A 21,625-nucleotide genomic window follows, 5' to 3' on the forward strand; every position below is an offset into this window, starting at 1 on the left:
AGAACGAACGGCAAGAACGAGGTAAGCAAAATGCGCAAGTTTCAGGATTTGCTCGCGCGAGTTTTCGACGTCGCGTTGGTGCTCGCGGGGGCGGCGGTGGCGTCGCAGATCCGCTTCGATTACCTCGCTCAATCCGGGTTCTATTGGGCGCTCGTGATGTTTTCCGCCGCCTTTGCGCTGGCTATCTTTCCCGCGTTCGGCGTTTACGAATCATGGCGCGGCCGCTCCAAGCTCTCGCTGGCCGGGCAGGTGTCGCTCGCGTGGCTGATGGTGCAGGGCAGTGCGCTTGTGCTGATGTATTCGCTGCACCGTATCGACTTCGTGTCGCGGCTGTGGTTCTCGTACTGGACTGCCGTGACGGGCGGCCTGCTGATCGCTTACCGGCTGATCACGCATGCGGTGCTCGCGCGTGCGCGTAGTGCCGGCCTGAATCTGCATCAGGTCGCGATCGTCGGCAGCGGCTCGCAATGCGACGCCATCATCCGCCGGATCGATTCGGCGCCCGGCACAGGCTTTCGCGCCACGGCCGTCTACAACACGCGCCCGGACGTGTCTGCTGTGACCAGCGCGCGGGTGCCCGTGTGCGATACGGTGGATGCGCTTGCGGACTACATTCGAAGCAACGATGTGCACGAGCTTTGGCTCATGTTGTCGCTTGCCGAAGAGCCCCTGATCTGCAAGCTGATCAGCGAGTTTCGCGACGATCTGGTGAATATTCGCTTCATGCCGGACGTGCGCAGCATTGCATTGTTCGATGGCAGCGGTGTGATCGATCTGCTCGGCGTGCCGGCGATCAACCTCGTCGCGTCACCCCTGTCGGCCAGTTCGATGCTGAAGAAGGAAATCTTCGACCGCCTGTTCGCCGCTACGGCGTTGATCGGTCTTGCACCGATTCTGCTCGGCATTGCCGTCGCGGTGAAGCTCTCGTCGCGCGGCCCGGTTCTCTTCAAGCAGAAGCGTAAAGGCGCGGATGGCCGCGTCTTCACGATCTACAAATTCCGCTCGATGCGATTGCATATCGAGCAAAAAGGCACGCTCAGGCAAGCGACGCGCAACGATGCGCGCGTCACGCGAGTCGGCGCATTTCTGCGCCGCACGAGCCTCGACGAACTGCCTCAGTTCTTCAACGTGTTGCGTGGCGACATGTCGGTCGTCGGACCGCGTCCCCATGCACTCGAGCATGACGACCTCTATCAGAAAGTGGTCGCCGGCTACATCAATCGCTATCGGATCAAGCCGGGCATTACGGGCTGGGCGCAGATCAACGGCTTTCGTGGCGAAACCGACCGCATCGAGAAGATGGAGCGTCGCGTCGAACATGACCTGTACTACCTGGGGCATTGGTCGTTCGCACTCGATATGCGGATTATCTGCGCGACGATCGTTGCCGGACTGGTGCATCGAAACGCTTACTAAGTAGTTAACAAGCACGCTAGGCGCTCCCTCCCCCGAGGACAGTTTCCTGGCACAAGGAGGAAACACCATGAGCTCGCTTGGTATACGCACGGGAAGTCTCGTGATTTTCACTGTTACAGCACTGACAACACTGCTATCCGGCTGCGGGATCGTACCGGGCCAGCAGATGATTACGCCAGCCGCGATTCAGGACACGGGTGGGGATTACAGCACTGAAGCATCGCAGCAACAGCAGATACCGATTACCGATATCAACCTCGCGCTGCTGCGCAAGATGAACGCGGCGCAGACGTCGATGACGCTGCCGCCGGAGACGACCGCGTTGTTCGGCAAACCGGCGGCTTACAAGGTCGGTCCTGGCGACGTGCTGCAGATCGTCGTGTGGGACCACCCTGAACTCGCCGCCGCGCTCGGCCAGCCCGCGCAGAACGCGAAGACGTCAGACGCCGCGCCCGGTTTTCTGATCGACGAAAACGGCGACGTGCAATTCCCGTACGCGGGCACGGTGCATGTGGCTGGCAAAGATGTTGCATCGATCCAGAAGGAACTGCATAGGCGTCTAAGCAACGTGTACCAGAAGCCTGAAGTGACGGTGCGGGTGGCTTCGTTCCGGGCGGCACAAATCTATATCGACGGCGAAGTGCGCACGCCAGGCGCCCAGTCGCTCAACGACATTCCAATGACGTTGACGAGTGCGATCAACCAGGGCGGCGGCTTCAGCGCGAACGCGGACCGCAGCCGTGTGGACCTGATCCGCAACGGCGTCACCTATCCGCTCAACGTGGACGATCTGATCAAGCGCGGCCGCAATCCTTCGGATATTTACCTGCAACCGGGCGACATGGTGCGCGTGGCGTCGCGTGAAGACAGCGGCGTGTATGTGATGGGCGAGGTCAACAAGCCCGCGACCATCATGCCGATGCGTAACGGCTCGCTGACGCTTTCGCAGGCGATTTCCGACAGCGGCAGCTTCGACTCGAACACGGCGGCGGCCAGACAGTTGTTCGTGATCCGCAATTCGACAAGTGCCTCACCGCAGGTCTACCACCTCGATGCGACCTCGCCGGTGTCCATGATCCTTGCCAATCAGTTCGAGCTTCAGCCGAAGGACGTCGTGTATGTCGGGCAAGGCGGTCTGGTTCGCTTCAACCGTGTGCTGAACCTGCTGCTGCCGGCGATCAATGCGGCTGTGACGGGTGCCGTTCTTGCGAAATAACAACCGTGCAACGTGACCTTGAACCGCCGGGCTTTGTTGGGTGAAGAAAATGGCAATTAACTTCGAAAACCGCTATACCGACGTGTCCGGACCGGACGAGCTGCATCTGTCGGACTATCTGCGCACGATCGTGAGGGGCTGGCGCACGATCGCGATGGTGACGCTGATCGCACTCGCGCTGGGGTGCGCGTATGCCTTCCTCGCCCCGCCGACGTATCGCGCGGACGTGCTGTTCCACGTCGAGGACAAGACGGCCAACGCCAACGGGAACGGCAAGGATTCCTTGCCGCCGCTCACCGGCATGTTCGACACCAAGCCCTCGACGGCGGCCGAGATCGAGTTGCTGAAGTCGCGTCTCGTCACCGAGGAAACGGTCAAGAACCTGCATCTCGACATTTCAGCGGCGCCGCGCACCATACCTCTGATCGGTGGGATGATCGCCGGCCTGGTGAATGGGCAATGGGGTTTCAAGTTGCCGTCGTTCATCAATCTGTCGGGCTACGCATGGGGTGACGAGAGCATTGCCGTGTCGCGTTTCGATACGTCGAAGGATTTCTACGACACGAGCTTCACGCTGATTGCGGGTGACGCAGGTTCGTACGTGCTGCGCGACAAGAACGGTATCGCGATTCTCTCCGGACATGTTGGCGAGACCGTGGAAACCGACACTGCCGACGGCCCGATCGCGTTGCACGTCGATAAGCTGGTCGGTGCACCCGGCTCGCGTTTCGAGCTGCAGCGGGCCTCGACGCTGGGCACCGTGGACCGCTTGCAAAAGGCGCTCGTGGTCGCGGAGACCACGCTGCAGTCCGGCGTGATTCGCACGAGTCTCGAAGGCGGCGACCCTGCGCTGACCGCAGCGATCGTCAATAGCATGGCGCGCGAGTTCGTGCGCCAGGATGTGGAAAGCCGCTCGACCGAAGCGGAGCACATGCTGGCCTTCCTCGATCAGCAACTGCCCGGCTTGCGCAAGGAACTCGACGACGCCGAGCAACGCTATAACAAATTCCGCAATGCGCACGGTACGGTCGATCTCGGTGAAGAAAGCCGCCTGCTGCTCCAGCAGGTCGTCGACAACAAGACCAAGCTGCTCGATCTGCAGCAGCAACGCGCGGAGATGTCGCAGCGTTTCACGGCGAATCACCCGGCGGTAGCTGCCCTCGATGCACAGATCGCTGCGTTGCAAGGTGCGGCGGCCAGCATGAACCGCAGCGTCGCCGTGATGCCGGATACCGAGCAGACCGCATTGCGTCTGCTGCGCGACGTGCACGTCGATACGGAGCTCTATACCAATCTGCTGAATAGCGCGCAGCAACTCCGGGTGGCGAAAGCCGGCCAGGTGGGCAACGTGCGGGTGGTGGACTTCGCCGAAACGCCTGACGAACCGGTGCGTCCGAAGCGTGTGCTGGCGATCCTGATCGCGCTCGGTGGCGGCTTGCTGATCGGCATCATGCTGACCTTCTTCAAGCGTGCGATGTACGGTGGCGTGGAACGTCCGGACGAACTCGAAGCGGTGCTCGGCGTACCGGTGTTCGCGATCGTGCCGCGCAGCCAGACGCAGTTGCGTTTGCAGGAAAACGTCATGCTGCGCCGTCGCGGGCTTCACGTGCTCGCACAGCAGGCGCCGGAAGATATCGCCGTGGAAGGCGTGCGTAATCTGCGGACCTCGCTGCAACTATCGCTCGATCACGCTGAGAACAACATCGTGATGATCACGGGTTCGCGGCCCGACACCGGCAAGTCGTTCCTGTCGGTGAATCTGGCGGCGCTGGTGGCGTCGGCGAACAAGCGGGTGCTGATTATCGACGGCGACATGCGGCGCGGCGATGTTCATTCGCATTTCGGCATCGGTCATCAGCCGGGCCTCTCGGACGTGCTGAGCGGCGGCGATCTCGCGGCGATGATCCAGCGCGATGTGCTGCCCGGACTCGACGTGCTCGCCAAGGGCACGCTGCCCTCGCATCCGTCTGAATTGCTGATGAGCAAGCGTTTCGAAACGATGCTCGACGAATTGAAATCGCACTACGACATCGTGATCGTCGACACGCCGCCGGTGCTCGCCGTCACCGATTCGACGGTGATCGGCAAGTACGCCGCCACGACGCTGCTGGTGGTGCGCCACGGCCGCCATCCGCTGAACGAGATCGCCGAGACGGCCAAGCGGCTGCTCAACGGCGGCGTATCGCTCAGAGGTGTCTTGCTCACCGATGTGCCGCAGGAAGGCGCCTTCCTCGGTTCGGGCTATCAAGGCGGTTATTACGGATATGACAGCATCGCCGGTTGAGGTGACCGGCTCCATGACGGGCCGGTCACCAGATCGTGCTGGTGCGCTGGCATTGAAGATTAACGAGGGGGAAAGTTCCATGAAACGCAAGGTCGCGCTGATCACCGGCATCACTGGACAGGACGGGTCGTATCTCGCTGAGCTGTTGCTCGGCAAGGATTACGACGTACATGGCATCAAACGCAGGTCATCGCTGTTCAATACAGACCGGATCGATCATCTCTATCGCGACCCACACGACCCGGATCAGCGACTCTTTCTGCATCATGCCGACCTGACTGACTCGACCAGCATTCTGCGCGTGATCCAGCGTGTGGAGCCGGATGAGATCTACAACCTCGCGGCACAGAGCCACGTGGCGGTTTCGTTCGAGGAACCGGAATACACGGCTAATGCGGACGGGCTCGGCGCGCTGCGGATTCTCGAAGCGATCCGGATTCTGGGGCTTCAGCACAAAACGCGTTTCTATCAGGCATCGACCTCGGAGCTGTACGGCCTTGTGCAACAGATTCCGCAGTCGGAAACCACGCCGTTCTACCCGCGCAGCCCGTACGCGGTGGCCAAGCTGTTTGCGTACTGGACCACGGTCAATTATCGCGAAGCCTACGGGCTCTATGCCTGCAACGGAATTCTGTTCAATCACGAATCGCCGGTGCGCGGCGAGACCTTCGTAACGCGCAAGATCACGCGCGCGGTGGCGCGCATTGCGGTGGGCATGCAGAAAATACTGTATCTCGGCAATCTGTCGGCGCTGCGCGATTGGGGCCATGCGCGCGACTACGTGGAGATGCAATGGCGCATGCTGCAACAGGAGCAACCGGAGGATTACGTCATCGCCACCGGCGTGCAGTACAGCGTGCGTGACTTCGTCCGGCATGCCGCGGCCGAACTGGGTGTCACCGTGCGTTTCGAAGGTACTGGCGTGGATGAAATCGGCGTCGTCGAGAAGGTGGAAGGGCGCGAGGTCAAGATGTCGCCCGGGGATGTGATCGTGCGCGTCGACCCGCGCTATTTCCGGCCTGCCGAAGTCGAGACGTTGCTGGGCGATCCTTCGAAAGCCCATGCCAGGCTCGGCTGGCAGCCGACCACGCCGTTCAGCGCGCTCGTCAAGGAAATGGTGCGGGCGGATTATCAGATTGCACGACGTGACGCACTTGTCACGCTGGCTGGTTTCACGGCGTTGGAACATCACGAGTAACGGCGATGAACAAACAAGCACGCATCTTTGTTGCGGGCCACCGTGGCATGGTGGGCTCCGCACTGGTCCGGCGGCTGAATGCCGAGGGTTACCACAATGTCGTCACGCGTTCGAGGGCGGAGGTCGACCTGACGGATCAGGCCGCCGTGAACGGCTTCTTCGAGCGGGAAAACATCGACGTGGTGCTGCTCGCGGCCGCACGCGTGGGCGGCATTCTCGCCAATGCGTCGCAGCCGGGTGAGTTCATCTATGAAAACCTCGTGATCGAAACCAACGTGATTCATGCCGCGTATCGCGCGCAAGTCGAGCGGCTGGTGTTCTTCGGTTCGTCATGCATTTATCCGAAGCAGTGCCCGCAGCCGATCCGTGAGGAGTATCTGCTGACCTCGCCGCTCGAGTCGACCAACGACGCCTATGCGATTGCGAAGATCGCCGGTCTCAAGCTGTGCGAGGCGTACAACCGCGAGTACAACACACAGTACGTCTCGTTGATGCCGACCAATCTGTATGGCCCTAACGACAACTACGACCTGAACAGCAGCCATGTTTTGCCGGCTCTGCTGCGCAAGGCACACGAAGCGAAGGTGAACGGCTCCGCAACCTTGACGGTGTGGGGATCGGGCACGCCGCGCCGCGAGTTTCTGCATGTCGACGATCTCGCCGCCGCAACGCTGTTCGTGCTCGAGCACAACGTGACAGAAGGTCTGTTCAACGTCGGGATCGGTGAGGACCTGTCGATTCGCGAGCTGGCCGAATGCATCTGCAAGGTGGCCGGTTTCGAGGGTGAGCTCGTATTCGACGCGTCCAAACCCGACGGCACGCCGCGTAAGTTGCTCGACGTATCGCGGCTCGCGCAAATGGGTTGGCACGCGACTACTGGCCTCGAGGAGGGCATCGCGTCCACGTATCGGGAATTCGTTGAATTACACGCCGGCTCGACCTCGGTCGCCGCCCTGCATGCATAGGCGTGCACTGAAGGGCCGTTGAGCGCGGTTCTGGAATTGAGGGAATGCGTGAGGCGCTTGCGCGCGAGTGACGTGCAACGCACACAGGGACGATTTTTCGAGGAGTGGCATAAAAATGACCGCGTCAGTCACGATCTTCCACAACGTCGTATGGTCGCGTCACAAGGGTGTCGTGTTCTCCGCTTTGCATAACATTTCGTCGTCCGGCGCGATTCGCTACTCGATGGTGCAGATTGCGGATACCGAGCACGACCGTGTCGGCTTTTCGGATGTCGACTATTCGTACCATCGTTATCCGATGCAGAAACTGTTCGACGGCTGCTACGAAGATGTGCCGACCATGAAGATGATCGCGCGGCTCACCTGGGAAGTGTTGCGCACCAAGTCGGATCTGATCGTTCTGCCGGGCTACCACCGTCCGGAATACTGGGCGATGCTGGCGGCGTGCATCGTGACCGGCAAGCGGCGCGCGGTGTTCTGCGATTCGACCGCGCGCGACCGGCCCAAGAAGCTGCTGACATCGATTCCGAAGCGCGTGTTCTTCTCGCTCTGCGACGGCTATTTCGGTTTCGGCGAGCGCAGCCGGGAGTACCTGCTTTCACTCGGCGCGAAGCGCGACAAGATTTTCGTGCCGTGCCAGGCCGCGGCAATGCCTGGATCGTTTTCGCCGGAGCGCGCACTGGTCGAGAGGATCGCCGCACGCGCCGGCAATCCGCCGGTGTTTCTCTACGTGGGACGTCTCTCGGAAGAGAAGGGCATCGGCACACTGATCGAGGCGTTCGCCGGTTTGCGGCGGCGTATTCCAGCCGCGAAGCTGCGCATTGTCGGCACAGGGCCGATGTCGGAGATGCTGCACGCGAAGGTGGCTGAACTCGAACTGGGCGAGGCGGTGACCTTTGCCGGCAGTTTGCAGGATGAGCCGCTCACGCAGGAATACTACGGCGCGACCTGCATGGTGCTGCCGAGCTATAGCGAGCCGTGGGGACTCGTCGTCAACGAGGCGCTCGCGCACGGCTGCCCCGCGGTGGTCAGCGAAAGCTGCGGCTGTGTGCCTGAGCTGGTGATCGACGGCGTGAGCGGCTACGCATTCACGGCGGGAGATGTCGCCGGATTGCAGCGCACGATGCTCAAGGCGATGGAGGCTTTCGCCGACGCCGGCGGCACGGCGCACCGTTGTATGGATGTGATCCGTCGTTTCGACCCGCCTTCTGCCGCCGCCAATATCGCTCGTGGCTGCGCGCTGATGCTGAGCGACTGACGCGCCTCACGGCCCGCCGCGCCTGCGAAGCTCTAACATGTTCTGGCAGTCACAATGAAGATCCTGATCTACGGTCTCAATTACGCACCTGAACTGACGGGGGTGGGTAAGTACACGGCGGAAATGGCCGCGCTTCTGGCCAGCCGCGGCCACGAGGTTCGTGTGGTGTGTGCGCCACCCTATTACCCTGAGTGGCGTGTTGCTACGGGCTATGTGTCCTGGTGGTATCAGCGCGAGATGCACGACGGTGTGACGATCTGGCGGGCGCCGCTATGGGTGCCGGCGCGTCCCAGCGGCCTGAAGCGAATGCTGCATCTCGCAAGCTTTGCGGTGAGCTCGTTGCCGCTGCTTGCCCGGCAGGTGCTATGGCGCCCCGATGCCGCAATGCTGATCGCACCGACCCTGATGTGCGCGCCTGCTGCGCTGGCGCTCGCGCGTATCGCGCGTGCCCGAGCCTGGGTGCATATTCAGGATTTCGAAGTCGATGCCGCTTTCGATCTGGGTCTTCTGAAAAGCTCGCGCGCAGCCCGCGTGGCACGCTGGATCGAAAGCACGTTGTTGCGGCGCTTCGATACCGTGTCGTCGATCACACAGCAGATGAGCGCGCGTCTGGTGGCCAAGGGTGTCGAGCCTTCGCGGGTCGTGTGCCTGCCCAACTGGGTCGATGTGTCGACCATCTTCCCGTTGACGCGCGCGAGCGACTACCGGCGTCTGCTGGGCATTCCGGCTGACCAGAAGGTGGTGCTGTACTCCGGCAACATGGGCGCGAAACAGGGCATCGAAACGCTCGCGGATGCGGCAGCTTCGCTTGTCGCACGTGCCGATGTCACTTTCGTTTTCTGTGGCAGTGGCGCCGCGAAAGAGAGTTTGCTGGAGCGTTGCGCGGGATTGACGAACTGCGTTTTTATTCCGCTGCAACCGGCGGATCGTCTGAACGAACTGCTCAACCTCGCTGACATTCACGTTCTGCCGCAACGTGGCGATGCCGCGGATCTGGTGATGCCTTCGAAGCTCACCGGCATGTTCGCAAGCGGGCGTGCGGTGGTGGCCATGGCGCGGCGTGGCACGGGTCTCTACGAGGCGGTGTCGCCACGCGGCGTAGTGGTACCGCCGGACAACGTCAAGGCTTTGGCGGCGGCGATCACGGTGCTGGCAAGCGACCGGGAACGCCGCGCGGCGCTCGGCAAGGCCGCACGCAGTTATGCGGAGCGCGCCCTGTCGCCGGAGTCGACGATCGCCACTTTTGAAGCGCGGCTCGCGGCGCTGGTTCGCGAGTCACATGGCAAGCGTGCGAAGGCGGAGGTGCCGTATTTCGGCGGCCCGAGGCCCTCGACTGCTACGGCCCCGCGGCAGCGCAAGCCGGCTACAACGGAGAAAGCCGCGCCGGATTGATCCGGTACGCGGCCATCTCATGAATGCAATATCACCACGGGGATCGATAGACGGCGTGTTTGCCCGGATCGTACGGATCGGCGTAAGTGGCTCGTGCTGCGCCTTCGGGCATCAAGCCGTCGGCCGCATTCGGACCGCCTGGCTGACCGGCCACGCGGACCTTGCCGTTGGCGGCGGCCTGCGCCTTGTTGCGCTGGCCCTTGCCCACAGCCGGCTGCCCGCCTTGCCCTCCGCCCAACACGGTCATGCGTTGTTCGTCGAGCAGCGCCGCCTGCTGGGCGTCGGCGGTATTGCCTTGCTGCGCGTCTGGCGAACCGTATTCGTGCGGGGCGCCGAGCAACTGCGCTTCGCTGTTGCGATGCGCGGCGCCCGGGTTGGCGCGCGCCGCTGGGGTGGGGGTGCCGTAGGCGGTCGCAGCCGTAGCGGCAAGAGTCGGTGCAGCGGCCGCGGGTGGCGCGTTCTGCGCGAGCGCCGGTACGGCGCACGTGGCGATGGCGAGAAGCAGCGAGCGTGGCGTATGCCGAAACGAGATGGTCATCGTATGCCCCGGGGAGATGCGGTCTCAATAGAGCTATCGTGCGCCAACCAGCACGTGGGTAGCCGCCAAAACGCTAGCCCGTACGGCCATGAAGCCGGCTTCAGTAAGGAGTCGAAACATAATGTAAGCGTGATGCGTGGAGACAGTGACTCACGTTCGTGGTCTGGAGAAAGCTGATGGGTAATGTTGCCGACGATCCGCAGATCGGGCGCACGCCGAAAGTCGAAGGCGTCCGCGGGGATAGCCGCGTTATCGATCTCAGCCTGGCTGGAAAGGGAAACTATCGCGCGAAACGCGGCGCCCTGATCGAGCTCATCTGGTTTGTCATTGAAGCCTGCGTGATCAACAACAAGCTGCTGCCTCTCTCGTCAGTACGGGTTGGGCTATTGCGTCTGTTTGGCGCGAAGATCGGCATGGGTTGCCGCTTCATGCATCCATTGCGTGTGAAGTCGCCGTGGAATCTGGAAGTGGGTGATAACTGCTGGTTCGGTGTCGACGTCTGGATCTACAACCAGGCGTTGATCCGCATCGGCTCGAACGTCTGTATTTCCCAAGGCACGTTTCTGAGCGCCGGGTCCCACGATATGAGCACCACGATGGATCTGCGCGTCGCGCCGATCGTCATCGAGGACGGTGTCTGGATCACCTCGAAATGTGTTGTGCAGATGGGTGTGACGATCGGCCGGTCAGCCGTGGTGACGCCATTGTCCGTCGTGCATCGTTCACTCGATCCAGAGGGCGTATACGGCGGCAACCCATGTCGTTTTATCCGGAACCGTTTCGATTCCGTGACCTGAAGCACAGAGAGAAAACCGCAGCGTTTATACGCTGGGGAGGCCAGGTTGTTGACAAGCCGGAATGTCGGCGGCCGCAATGGGATTGTCGACCGATTCTTTGATCGACACTCGCGGCGATGCCGATGAGGTGTTCGGTAACGACGCGTGCGTGGTTTGCTTGCCAGCCCCGGTTGGATGAGTAGCCGGATTGACGCACCCAGAGATGCATGAAGAAGATGGGGAGTAGGGATGTTCATCGATACTCGCACTGTTGAACACAACACGGCCGTTGAAACGACGGTCTGCATTATCGGCGGAGGTGTCGCCGGCATTACGCTTGCGCTGGAGATGTCGAGGGCGGGGGTCGATACCTGCATGCTCGAAAGCGGGGGCTTCGGGCCTGATGACGAAACCCGCGACCTCTATCGCGGCGAGAACGCCGGGCTTCCCTATTCGTTCGCGGACGGCTCGCGCAGCCGCTACTTTGGCGGCAGCAGCAACTGCTGGGGCGGCTGGTGCCGTCCGCTCGATCCGTGGGACTTCGAGAAACGCGACTGGATTCCGCACAGCGGCTGGCCGTTCGGCCTCGAAGAACTGGCGCCGTACTACGCGCGCACGCATGAACTGCTGAAGCTCGGTCCGCAGAATTTCGACCCCGCCTACTGGGAGCGCGAGATTGGGCGCCACGACGTGCGCCGCATACCACTTGCAACTGGCGATATGCGCGATACCGTCGCGCAGTTCAGCCCCCCTGTACGTTTCGGCAAGGCCTATCGCGACGAGCTGTCGCGCTCATCGCGGGTGCGCGTGTTTCTGTATGCGAATGTCCAGAATATCGACGCCGACGCCCAGGGCACGTCCATTTCGCGGCTCCAGGTGGCGACCATCAGTGGACGCAAGATGACGGTGACCGCCAGGATTTTCGTGCTGGCCACGGGCGGCATCGAGAATGCGCGCCTCCTGCTCGCCTCGAATAACGTGCACGCGGCGGGCCTTGGTAATGCCAACGATCTGGTGGGCCGCTACTTCATGGATCATCCGCGGATGATGTCCGGCAAAGTGCGTTTTCGGCCGGGCAACGCTCGCAATAAACTGTATGACATCAAGTATCACTATCAGAATGCCGCGGTGTCGGCGCACGGTACGAAGATATCCTCACAGTTCGCACCGAAGCAGGAGTTGATGGAGCGCGAGAAGTTGCTGAATTCGCGCGTGTGGCTCTATTCGCGCTGGTACGGTGAAGGCACCGCAGGATCCGAGGCACTGATCCATTGCAAGGAAGCGCTGTTGCAGAAAGACCAGCCGGGGCGCAGCCTGAAAACCGATCTCGCGACGATGATCGCGCACCCGCTGCATACCGTGGGCTATGGCTTAACGCGACTCTTGCAATGGCCGGCGCTGATCACCGACGTAACGTTGCAGGCGATCGTCGAGGCGGTGCCCGATCCCGATAGCCGGGTGACGTTGTCGACGGATAAACGCGACCGGTTCGGCATGCCGCGCGTGAAGGTGGAGTGGCGTCTGGGCGAACAGGTGCAACGCACCTTCGACAGAACGTTCGCGTTGCTCGCGCAGGAGTTGCAGATGGCCGGCATCGCGGACGTCGAACTCGATGCGCCGCTCGAAGGCCGGCGCTGGCCGGCGAAACTGGAGGGCACGTGGCACCACATGGGCACCACGCGCATGCACGATTCGCCAGGTGAAGGCGTGGTGGATCGCGATTGCAAGGTGCATGGGATAAGCAATCTCTACGTGGCGGGCAGTTCGGTGTTTCCGACTGTCGGCGCCAACTTTCCGACCATCACGATTGCCGCGCTTGCGCTACGCCTCGCCGGCCATCTGGTGCGGCAACTCGATGTCGCGGATATCGTTGGCCATATGCGGGGCGACGCAGCCAACAGTTCGCTGATATCGATGCAGCCGCAGCAGCCTCAAGTCGAAACCCTGCCAATCGCAGCCGCGACCTTGACGCCGTTGATGAAGGAGCAATGAAGAACAGCCGGTGACGGTGCGCGCGAAGGCGCGCCGTTATCGGCTCGATGCCCGGGTGTCTCGCGCACGAGCACACGCGCATGGCCGTCCCGCTCACATAGCGGGAAATACCGCATGACGTTCCCGCACTCCTCTCCGTTATTTCTGCGTCCCCTCCCGCGCCCCCGCCCACCGATTTGCAGATGCACAAAACGCTCGCCGGGCGTATCCCATGCGTCTGCGTGCCAGACAAATAGTCAAATCCTGACGTCGCTTTGCTGCGCGCGTACCGAGGGAAAGACCTAATGTCTGGAGAATCCCGGTGAAGTGCATATTTGCACAAACTATTCATAGGTGGATTTTCGGGGAAACTTCGCGAACCAGGAAACAGGATGAAAACGTCTGTAAACCAGAAGCGTCGCAGGCTCCTCAAGCTCGGCGGTGTAGCCGCCATCCTGCCAGTGGCAGGTGCGGGCAATCATGCCGCGATACGTTCCGCACAGGCCAGCGAGACCGGCCCCTCCCCAACCACCGATTCACTCTCCGCTTCCGCACAGGGCGCTTCACCGCTCACCTCCGCCGATCAGGCGCTGCTGTTCCAATACGATCAGCCCGCCGTCGAATCCAACATCCAGTTTCAGGGCCTGCCAGTCGGAAACGGTCGTCTGGGCGCGCTGGCTGGCGGGGCGAGTGAGAGGGAAGCGCTTTATCTGAACGAGATCACGCTGTGGTCGGGCAGCAAGGACGTCGTCGACCTGTCCTATACGACGACTGGCATGGGCACCTATCTGTCGCTCGGCAAGCTCTATGTCGATCTGCCCGGTCATGCCGGCGCCACGAACTACCAGCGTTCGCTCGACATCAGCAATGCGCTTGTGCGCACGCAGTACAGCGTCGGCGGCAGAACCTACCGGCGCGAGATCTTCAGCAGCTTTCCCGACAATGTGATCGTCGTGCGGCTCACCTCGGATGGCGGCACGTATAACGGCACCGTGTCACTGATCGACGGGCAAGGCACTCAGACGATCGGCGAGTCAAATCACGCGCTGTCGTTTTCGGGTTCGGTCAGCGGTAGCGGAGAGCTATACGCCTCGTACCTTTCGGTCATTCCGGATGCGGGCGTCGCGCGGTTCGACTCCGCTAATGCGCAGATCATATTGCAGAACTGTCCGGCGCTTACGATCATCTTCGCAGCGCGCACCGACTACACCGGTCGCTACGTCGACAGTTACCTGACGGGCATCAATCCGCGCAGCGCCACGATCGCCGACGTGACGAACGCTGCGGCTCGGGGCTATTGGGATCTGTTGTGGCGCCATGTGCGGGACTATCGCGGTCTCTTCGGGCGTATGGAGCTGAACCTCGGCACCTCGAGCGCCGCGCAGAAGGCGATGACGATCCCGGCCCGCTTGCAGGCGCGCGGGGCGAACGCCGCCGTGGCCGATCCCGAACTCGAAGCGATGTACGTGCAGTTCGGACGCTACCTCACGATCTCGTCGTCGCGCGGTTCGATGCCCGCGAATCTGCAAGGCTTGTGGAGCACCACGAACAACCCGCCTTGGATGGCCGATTACCACACCGACATCAACGTGCAGATGAACTACTGGCTCGCCGACCGCGCAGGCTTGCCGGAGTGCCAGCAGCCGTTTGCCGACTACGTCACCGGGCAGTTTCCGTCGTGGGTCCAGTCCACCCGGAATCATTTTAACGATGCCGCCAACGTGAATTACAGCAATTCGAACGGCAAGGTGGCGGGCTGGACGGTGGCGATTTCGACCGGCATCTATGGCTCCATCGGCTGGGACTGGAGTCCGCCCGCGAGCGCGTGGTATTGCCGCACGCTGTGGAATCACTATCAGTACACCCTGGACAAGCGCTATCTGGCGAACATCTACCCCGTGATGAAGTCCGCCAGCGAGTTCTGGCAGACGCGCCTGATTCGAGACCCCGCGACGGGGCTGCTCATCGACGACAAGGACTGGTCGCCGGAGCAGGGGCCTCACCAGCAGCTTGGCATTACCTACGCGCAGGAACTCGTCTGGGATCTGTTCACCAACACGGTCGCGGCGAGCCAGTTGCTTGGCAGGGATGCCGAGTTCGCGCAGACGATCGCGGCTATGAAGGCGCAGCTGTATCTGCCGAAGGTGAGTCCGACGACCGGGCAGCTTCAGGAATGGATGAGCGACAGCGTTGTCGGCGAAACGGGACACCGGCATCTGTCGCCCCTGATCGGCTGGTTCGAAGGTGAACGCATTACGCTCGACAGCGATCCGAAGCTCGTAGCCGGCGTGAAGGCGCTGCTGACCGCGCGCGGCTTCAACTCGTTCGGTTGGGGGCTGGCATGGCGCATTGCCTGCTGGGCGCATTTCCACGATGCCGCCACCTGCTATTCGATGATTCCGAAGCTGCCGAACTACTCGGCAGGCAACGACGGCGTGAACGGCACGTTTGCCAACATGTTCGATGCCTACGCGTTGTCGAGCAATTCTTCTGCATTCCAGATCGATGCGAACTTCGGTGGGCCGGCGGCGATACTGGAAATGCTGCTGCAAAGCAGGATGGATCGCATCACGCTGCTGCCCGCTTTGCCGTCGCAATGGGGCACGGGAAGCGTCAAGGGGCTGCGGGCGAAAGGCGGGTTTGCGGTGGACCTCGCGTGGACCAGCGGGGCGTTGTCTTCCGTCAAGCTCACCAGCGTGGGCGGGACGCGGACGAACCTGTTCTACAGTAACGCTTCGCGAGCGGTCGTGATACCCGCGAACGGCACCGCGAGGTTCGACGGCAACCTGCGGCCAGTTTCCTAGTAGCCGCAACCTTGCCGATCGCAGCCTTGACCTTGGCGCCGTGATGAAGGAGTAATGAAGAACAGCCGGTGATGGTGCGCGCAGGCGGCGCGCTGTCACCGGCTCGGTTGAGTGCTCGGTTGAGTAGCCCCACGCAGCGTGGCGAGCGTGTTTTCACGTGTTTCGCCGGTGTTGCCCTTCGTTTCCAGCAGCGCCGTCAACGCGCTGACCATGGTTTCAATCCGGAAGCGTGCTTCAAACGTGCGGACCGCCTGAGCGCGCATGGCCGCGCGAGCGGTATCGTCGAGTTCGAGCCAGCGCACGAGATTCTTTTCCGTACCGTCCACCGTGTCGGCGGCGACCATCCCCGCGCCGTCGGCTTCGATCTCGCGCCACACATTGACCTTATCGGAGATCAGCGCGGGCAGTCCGCAGCCGAGCGCCTCGGCAACCGCCACGCCGAAGTTCTCCTGATGCGAGGGCAGAACGAACACGTCGCTTGCATGAAACGCGCCCCACTTGAGATCGCCCTGCAGCATGCCCGGCAGACTGATGCGATGCGCGATGCCGGCTGCCTGGGCCTGGGCGCGCAGACTTGCCACCCAGCCGGTCTCGTCGGGACCCGCGATCATGAGATGCAGCGACTGATCGCGGCTCGCGACGCGCGCGAACGCATCGATCAGCAGATCGCAACCTTTCTTCGCATGCACGCGGCCGAGAAACAGCACGATGCGTTTGCCGCGCAAACCGGGCACGGCTTGCAGGAACGCTTCGCGTAAGGGCTCGGCCTCGAGTGGTGGCACGGTCGTCCCGTACGGCACGATCCGCTCATGTGCCCGGTATAGCCAGAACGATTGACGGGCGCGCATGCGCTCTTCCTCGGTCGTAAAGATGACAGCGCGTGCGTCGCGCAGCACGCGGTATTCGGCCCACGGCCAGTACAACCACTTCTTCAGATGCTTGAGCGGGTAAGCCTGTTTGAACCACGGGTCGAGCATGCCGTGCACGTACACGTAGTAGGGCACGCCGCTTTGGCGCAGCGCTTTCCATGCCGCGAAGCCGTGGTACTGCCACAAACCGTGCACGATGACCGCATCGAACCGGTTCGCGTTGGCGGCGAGCCACGGCGCGAGTTGCGCGCTATAGCTGTAGCGGCTGTTGACGGGACCGAACGCATGCACCGGAAACGGGAAGGCAGCGAGGTAGGCGTCGCCGGGGGCATCGCACGTGGCCACTTCAATTTCGTGTCCGGCATCCTGCATCGCCACGCCGCTGCGGCGAACGCCTTCAACTGGGCCGCCGGCGCGTGGATCGATGCTGGCAAGCAGATGGAGAATTTTCATCGGACGATATTCGATCGATTGGCGCGCCGCGTCGACGTAGTGCGCGACACGAGGGCGCCGAAGTGACTGGAGCCGGGCGCAGCAGTTGCCGCACGTGACATGCCGAGGGTTGTCGCGAGATCGGCGCGGCCCATGCCGGGCCGGATTCTGCCAGGCAATTCAGGCATGGCGGCCGGGCGCAAATGCGGTGGCGTGGGCGCGCGCCTCACCCGCGCCGGCAATGCCCGCTGCAATCGCGCGTGCGTGGCGATCATCAAGCCGAGAGCAATGCCGAATATCAGCCCTGAGAAACGCGGCCCGAGCGGATTGCCACCGATCGATGTGGCCGGCAACGCGGCAAACAGCATGATGGCGCGTCCTAGCACCGGCAGCATGGGCGCGTCGGGAACCACCGAGCGCCAGTAGCGATACGAGAAGAAGCAGATCGCCAGCGCAGCCAGGGTAGCCAAAGGCATGGCGATACCGAACAACAGTCCGCCCGCGAAAAGTTGATAGATCCAGAAGTTGTGACCCGCAGCCCATTCATTGATGGCGTAGAAGTCTTTCTCGCTGATCTGGCCGGCGAGGTCCGGCAGATATGCAGGGGAATAGCGATAGTAGTGCCCGTAGCCTGCGCCAAACAGCAGCGTTTCCGGCGACGCTGTCACCTGGTCATACTGATCGCGCATCTCGGCGAGGCGGGTAATGGTGGTCGGATCTTTACCAGTGACGGTTTCCTCCGACGCGAAAATGCGCTGCGTCCAGTGCTCCGCGACGGTCGGAAAGCTCAGCGCCGCGATGCCGGCTACGCCAGCCAGTACGGCGCTCACGATCAGCGTGCGCGCGGCCGCGCGCCAGACCTGCTGGATCGAGGGCGCGGATAGCGCCATGGCGATCAGGAATAGCAATACGGTGCCGACCAGCAAACTACGCGTGACGCTCAGCAACTCGATGATGACGCTGCCGGCGAACACCGCGACGGTGAAAAAGGAAAAGCGCCTGGCGACGATGAATTCGTGCAGCAGCACGGCTTGCAGCCCGAGCAACGTCACAGAGATGATGCGGTAACGGACGTCCTCGAGATCGCCCCCCGTCGCCATGCCATAGACGAAGGTAAACACGAGACTGACCACGTTGGCGAAGAACAGCGCTTTCTCGAACTGCGAAATTCTGTATTCGCTCCATGGGCGGCAGGCCACGAGATAGCCCAGCGCGAACAGTACGAAGGGGAGCAGAACGCGCAGATAATTGCCGGCGTCGTTGTCCTGAACAAACTGGGCGACGATGCTGCCGAGCACGCACAGCAGCACGCTGAAGGTGACGATCGAGCGCAAGCGCGAGTGGTCGCGAAAGCGTGGTGCAATCAACACGAGGGCGAGTCCCGCGGCGATTACCGGGATCACCAGTCCGGACTGCGCGAAATGGCCTACGTTGGCGTTGGTCGCCTTATAGTCCAGCGCAAGCGGTAACAGAAAAAACCATATCCAGAGCGTCGCATACTGATGGCGCATTGCTGATCCTCCCCGTGCTGTCGATCCGCCGTCGGTCTGTAGCGGACAGTCTCGCATCGGGTCATTGTGCGGGAATATCCCCGCCTGCCAATTCCGCGCGCCCAGTTTCGTCGCCCATTGCCTGGGTTCTGGCGATAGTGGCAAGGGCGGCCCCTGCAAGACGCGCGCACACTTTCATGTTGTCGGCCAATGTCTTGATGTTGGCGCGCACGCACGCGTGAGCCCACCGAAGATGCAAAAAGGGACATGCGCCCGTGAATGGCGATAGGGGAGAACAACATGAAATTATTCGGCGGGGCGAGATCCGTAACAGCCGGACGGGCCATCGAACTGGATTTCGTGCGCGGTATTGCCATTATCATGGTGATGGGCTTTCACTTTCATGCCGTTCATACCGACAACTTCCTGATCCAGATCATCGAGTACCCCCTGAAGAGTTTCGGGCGCGAAGGCGTCAATCTGTTCTTTACACTCAGCGGTTTTCTGGTTGGCGGCCTTCTGCTTCGACAGTACGCCGAAAAAGGGAACGTCGACGCAAAGCGCTTTATCATCCGGCGGATTTTCCGCATATGGCCGGCGTATTACGTGCTGATCGCGTTTCATGTGCTGGCCGGACGCCATCCGTGGAATACGTTTCTGATTCAGAATTTGACCCACCTGCAGAACTATCTGGGCACCTCGATTACCCAGACCTGGAGTCTCGCGGTCGAAGAACACTTTTATCTCGTTCTACCGGCGCTGCTATTGCTATTCGCGCGCTGGCGTCTTGGCGCGTGGACGATCGTCGGCGTGCTGACCGCCATCTGCGCGGTGGTGCTCACTGCGCGCTGTTTCGCGGTGGCGGGCGGCGACCTGGAAGGCGCTTTCGCGTACACGCAGTACCGTATCGACAGTTTGCTGGTCGGCGTGATTCTGTCTGCGATCTACTGGATGAAACCGGGTGTCTATCAGCAGATCGCGAAACGCAAGTGGCTGCTGATCGTTAGCATCGTGCTGCTGTGCGCATGGCTCGCTTTTGCGACGAAAAACCTGGCGCTCGACGAAAGCATTGGTTATACGATTCAGGCGATCGGTTTCGCCGCGCTGATCGTGTTCGTGCTGGAGTATTCCGGATCGGTGCGTTCGTCGTGGGTGTATCGCGGGATTGCCTGGATCGGTCTCTATTCGTACGGTATTTATCTCTGGCATTCGCTTGCGCTCGCGCCAGGCGACATGCTGATTCGAAAAGCGACCGCCATGGGTCTTGCACCGAGCGTAATCTGGGTGGCGGCGCTTACCGCGCAGTTCGCTTTCGCGATTGCGATCGGCTATGTGACCACGCGCGCGATCGAGTATCCGTTCCTGCTGATGCGCAACGCGCTGTTCCCGGCCAAGCGCAACAGTTCGGTGCGCGAGGAGGTGCCGGAAGTGCCGGAAGTAGCGGAAGCGCCGGAAGTACCTAAGGTGCCCGTAACAGGCGGCCAGTTATCCTGACCTTGTGATGTGCCGGATCAGGCCATCTGCTGAAGCAAGGTCTGCTTGAATTGCCCGAGCGTGTGCCGTGAGAGCAGATCTTCGCGGGTCGAAGGAGTGGCTTGCGGCGCGTGCGGCCAGGAGGTCATCGTCTCGTTGATCGCCTTGCCGATCGAGGCGGAGCTGAGGTCGCTGAGAATCGGCCCCAGTTCGCAGCGCCGGCTGAACCAGCCGATCAGTCCGTCTTCTGTTGCAATCACGGGTTTGCCGAAACGGTAGGCTTGCACAAGCACGCCGCTCATTCCGTAATGTCCTTTGTAGCCCAGCCAGACTGCGTCGCAGGCGGAGAACAGATCGCGCTCGACATCGTTCGCAATGAACGAATCGAGTACCAGCGGCGCGGGCGTCAGGCTACGTACATGATTGCGCATGAAATGGCGCGTGCCCGCGTCCTGCTCACCCGCGACGATCAGCGTAGGCGCATGCTCCAGACGGGTCAATGCGTGGACCAGTTCATAGATCCCTTTGCGTTCGGTGATCGCGCCGTACACCAGCAGATAACGCTGTGTGGGGTCCAGTCCGAGTCGTTCGCGGGCCTGTACCGGGTTTTCCGCACGCTCGTCGGGAAATGGATCGGCCACATAGGCGATGGCCGCGCTGGTCTTCGAGGCGCTGCGTGCCGCCCACTCCGGCAAGGTGGGGTCGATCGTCAGGAGTGTGCGCAGTCCGGCGGTCCGGATCGCGCGCTTGAAAAGCAACGCCTTGACCGCATTCACGATCGGTCGATCAGGCGACTTGATGCCGACCTTGTGATGATGGAAGGTCGAACGCATCGTGATGCCGATCCACGGTGTCTTGCCGAACGGTGAGCCGAGAAACGGCAACGCGTAGAAGAAGTAATCGACGTAAGGCACGACCACCAGCCTGACCGGTTGCGCGCGGCCGACGATCCGGCAGACGCGCTTGAAATAGCGGTGAAAGCGCGAGTATTGGTTCGACTGGCGCAGCAGCCCGCGTGGCCGCTCCTCGGGATCGACGAACGCGATCTGCAGATCCGCACGGTTCGCGGCGACGATCTGTCTGGCGAGCCGATGGTCTTCGTTGGCGGATTCAGTCGCGAGGATGCACGGATAGCCTGCTTCCGTGCAGGCCTGCATGGTCCATTCGACATAGCGCCAGCGATGGCCGGTGAGGTTGGGTTCCACAATCAGAACGTAGTCTTGTTCCATCGATTCAGTGGTCCTCGGTGGTCGAATGCGTTGTGGAAAAGCAACCTCGCGCCGGTTGTCTGGAGCGCTAACTGAACAACGTTAGCATCGGCGACGTGAGGGGACCCGTCTATTTGACCCGTTCTGTGGGTAAACGTACTAGTGCGCAATAGCTTCGGCTGAACCGGCCTAGCTGATGGCGGTTGTTGCCGATTGTCTCGCGGTAAGGTCGTATATAGCGTTCGATGAAAAAGCTCGCCAGTTCGCTGGTGCGACCTAACTACTTATGCGCCGGCGGCGTTTCGCAGCGATGCATTCAATCGCTGTGTGTGGCC

15 protein-coding genes are annotated in these 21,625 nt (G+C 61.7%); 11 read left to right on the forward strand and 4 right to left on the reverse strand.

The annotated features are described in order from the left end of the window. The first annotated feature begins 30 nt into the window (after window positions 1-30). The 7 genes from PQR40_RS17010 (at window position 31) to PQR40_RS17040 (ending at window position 9,729) form a co-directional block, all read left to right on the forward strand. Window positions 31-1,416 carry an undecaprenyl-phosphate glucose phosphotransferase gene (locus PQR40_RS17010; RefSeq protein ID WP_408509445.1) on the forward strand — a complete coding sequence of 462 codons (1,386 nt, stop codon included), beginning with the start codon at window positions 31-33 and terminating at the stop codon, window positions 1,414-1,416. Between the two features lie 67 nt (window positions 1,417-1,483). Further along, entirely contained in the window at window positions 1,484-2,632 is a 1,149-nt protein-coding gene (locus PQR40_RS17015) for a polysaccharide biosynthesis/export family protein (RefSeq protein ID WP_408225635.1), read from the forward strand. 49 nt (window positions 2,633-2,681) lie between these two features. Beyond that, a complete protein-coding gene (locus PQR40_RS17020; RefSeq protein WP_408225638.1) occupies window positions 2,682-4,916 on the forward strand; it encodes a succinoglycan biosynthesis protein ExoP in 2,235 nt (744 codons plus the stop codon). Window positions 4,917-4,995: 79 nt separating this feature from the next. Next, window positions 4,996-6,114: a GDP-mannose 4,6-dehydratase gene (gene gmd / locus PQR40_RS17025; RefSeq protein WP_408225641.1), complete on the forward strand. Its 1,119-nt coding sequence runs from the start codon at window positions 4,996-4,998 to the stop codon at window positions 6,112-6,114. A 5-nt stretch (window positions 6,115-6,119) separates the two neighbouring features. Continuing rightward, window positions 6,120-7,079: a GDP-L-fucose synthase family protein gene (locus PQR40_RS17030; protein WP_408390647.1), complete on the forward strand. Its 960-nt coding sequence runs from the start codon at window positions 6,120-6,122 to the stop codon at window positions 7,077-7,079. 115 nt (window positions 7,080-7,194) lie between these two features. Continuing rightward, a complete protein-coding gene (locus PQR40_RS17035) occupies window positions 7,195-8,337 on the forward strand; it encodes a glycosyltransferase family 4 protein (protein WP_408225647.1) in 1,143 nt (380 codons plus the stop codon). Between the two features lie 54 nt (window positions 8,338-8,391). Further along, window positions 8,392-9,729, forward strand: coding sequence for a glycosyltransferase WbuB (locus tag PQR40_RS17040; RefSeq protein WP_408390645.1), 1,338 nt, complete (start codon window positions 8,392-8,394; stop codon window positions 9,727-9,729). Between the two features lie 31 nt (window positions 9,730-9,760). On the opposite strand, the gene PQR40_RS17045 is transcribed toward PQR40_RS17040, so the two are convergent. Next, window positions 9,761-10,267, reverse strand: coding sequence for a hypothetical protein (locus PQR40_RS17045; protein WP_408390643.1), 507 nt, complete (start codon window positions 10,265-10,267; stop codon window positions 9,761-9,763). A gap of 176 nt (window positions 10,268-10,443) precedes the next feature. On the opposite strand from PQR40_RS17045, the gene PQR40_RS17050 reads away from it, so the two are divergent. The 3 genes from PQR40_RS17050 (at window position 10,444) to PQR40_RS17060 (ending at window position 15,818) form a co-directional block, all read left to right on the forward strand. After that, a complete protein-coding gene (locus tag PQR40_RS17050; protein WP_408225656.1) occupies window positions 10,444-11,064 on the forward strand; it encodes an LbetaH domain-containing protein in 621 nt (206 codons plus the stop codon). A 228-nt stretch (window positions 11,065-11,292) separates the two neighbouring features. Then, window positions 11,293-13,035: an FAD-dependent oxidoreductase gene (locus tag PQR40_RS17055; RefSeq protein ID WP_408225659.1), complete on the forward strand. Its 1,743-nt coding sequence runs from the start codon at window positions 11,293-11,295 to the stop codon at window positions 13,033-13,035. A 371-nt stretch (window positions 13,036-13,406) separates the two neighbouring features. Next, entirely contained in the window at window positions 13,407-15,818 is a 2,412-nt protein-coding gene (locus PQR40_RS17060) for a glycosyl hydrolase family 95 catalytic domain-containing protein (protein ID WP_408509446.1), read from the forward strand. Window positions 15,819-15,913: 95 nt separating this feature from the next. Here the strand turns inward: PQR40_RS17060 and PQR40_RS17065 are convergent, their stop codons facing one another. Both PQR40_RS17065 and PQR40_RS17070 read right to left on the reverse strand, forming a co-directional pair. Next, window positions 15,914-17,140 carry a glycosyltransferase gene (locus PQR40_RS17065; RefSeq protein WP_408509447.1) on the reverse strand — a complete coding sequence of 409 codons (1,227 nt, stop codon included), beginning with the start codon at window positions 17,138-17,140 and terminating at the stop codon, window positions 15,914-15,916. Then, entirely contained in the window at window positions 17,137-18,630 is a 1,494-nt protein-coding gene (locus tag PQR40_RS17070) for an O-antigen ligase family protein (RefSeq protein WP_408509448.1), read from the reverse strand. Before PQR40_RS17070 ends, PQR40_RS17065 begins: the two co-directional genes overlap by 4 nt. A 279-nt stretch (window positions 18,631-18,909) precedes the next feature. On the opposite strand from PQR40_RS17070, the gene PQR40_RS17075 reads away from it, so the two are divergent. Then, the gene (locus PQR40_RS17075; protein WP_408225672.1) at window positions 18,910-20,103 is read left to right on the forward strand and encodes an acyltransferase family protein; all 1,194 of its coding nucleotides are present in this window, start codon (window positions 18,910-18,912) and stop codon (window positions 20,101-20,103) included. Between the two features lie 17 nt (window positions 20,104-20,120). Here PQR40_RS17075 and PQR40_RS17080 read toward each other — a convergent pair whose 3' ends face one another. Next, window positions 20,121-21,311, reverse strand: coding sequence for a glycosyltransferase (locus PQR40_RS17080; RefSeq protein WP_408225675.1), 1,191 nt, complete (start codon window positions 21,309-21,311; stop codon window positions 20,121-20,123). Window positions 21,312-21,625: the final 314 nt, after the last annotated feature.

Origin of the sequence: Paraburkholderia sediminicola (assembly GCF_046026855.1) — a bacterium.
Taxonomy (GTDB): Bacteria; Pseudomonadota; Gammaproteobacteria; order Burkholderiales; family Burkholderiaceae; genus Paraburkholderia; species Paraburkholderia sediminicola_A.

Coding starts and splice junctions, on each gene's coding strand:
- PQR40_RS17055 (WP_408225659.1), top strand. CDS start 11,293: ATGTTCATCGATACTCGCACTGTTGAACACAACACGGCCGTTGAAACG.
- PQR40_RS17070 (WP_408509448.1), bottom strand. CDS start 18,630: ATGCGCCATCAGTATGCGACGCTCTGGATATGGTTTTTTCTGTTACCG.
- PQR40_RS17020 (WP_408225638.1), top strand. CDS start 2,682: ATGGCAATTAACTTCGAAAACCGCTATACCGACGTGTCCGGACCGGAC.
- PQR40_RS17030 (WP_408390647.1), top strand. CDS start 6,120: ATGAACAAACAAGCACGCATCTTTGTTGCGGGCCACCGTGGCATGGTG.
- PQR40_RS17015 (WP_408225635.1), top strand. CDS start 1,484: ATGAGCTCGCTTGGTATACGCACGGGAAGTCTCGTGATTTTCACTGTT.
- gmd (WP_408225641.1), top strand. CDS start 4,996: ATGAAACGCAAGGTCGCGCTGATCACCGGCATCACTGGACAGGACGGG.
- PQR40_RS17060 (WP_408509446.1), top strand. CDS start 13,407: ATGAAAACGTCTGTAAACCAGAAGCGTCGCAGGCTCCTCAAGCTCGGC.
- PQR40_RS17050 (WP_408225656.1), top strand. CDS start 10,444: ATGGGTAATGTTGCCGACGATCCGCAGATCGGGCGCACGCCGAAAGTC.
- PQR40_RS17010 (WP_408509445.1), top strand. CDS start 31: ATGCGCAAGTTTCAGGATTTGCTCGCGCGAGTTTTCGACGTCGCGTTG.
- PQR40_RS17080 (WP_408225675.1), bottom strand. CDS start 21,311: ATGGAACAAGACTACGTTCTGATTGTGGAACCCAACCTCACCGGCCAT.
- PQR40_RS17045 (WP_408390643.1), bottom strand. CDS start 10,267: ATGACCATCTCGTTTCGGCATACGCCACGCTCGCTGCTTCTCGCCATC.
- PQR40_RS17065 (WP_408509447.1), bottom strand. CDS start 17,140: ATGAAAATTCTCCATCTGCTTGCCAGCATCGATCCACGCGCCGGCGGC.
- PQR40_RS17035 (WP_408225647.1), top strand. CDS start 7,195: ATGACCGCGTCAGTCACGATCTTCCACAACGTCGTATGGTCGCGTCAC.
- PQR40_RS17075 (WP_408225672.1), top strand. CDS start 18,910: ATGAAATTATTCGGCGGGGCGAGATCCGTAACAGCCGGACGGGCCATC.
- PQR40_RS17040 (WP_408390645.1), top strand. CDS start 8,392: ATGAAGATCCTGATCTACGGTCTCAATTACGCACCTGAACTGACGGGG.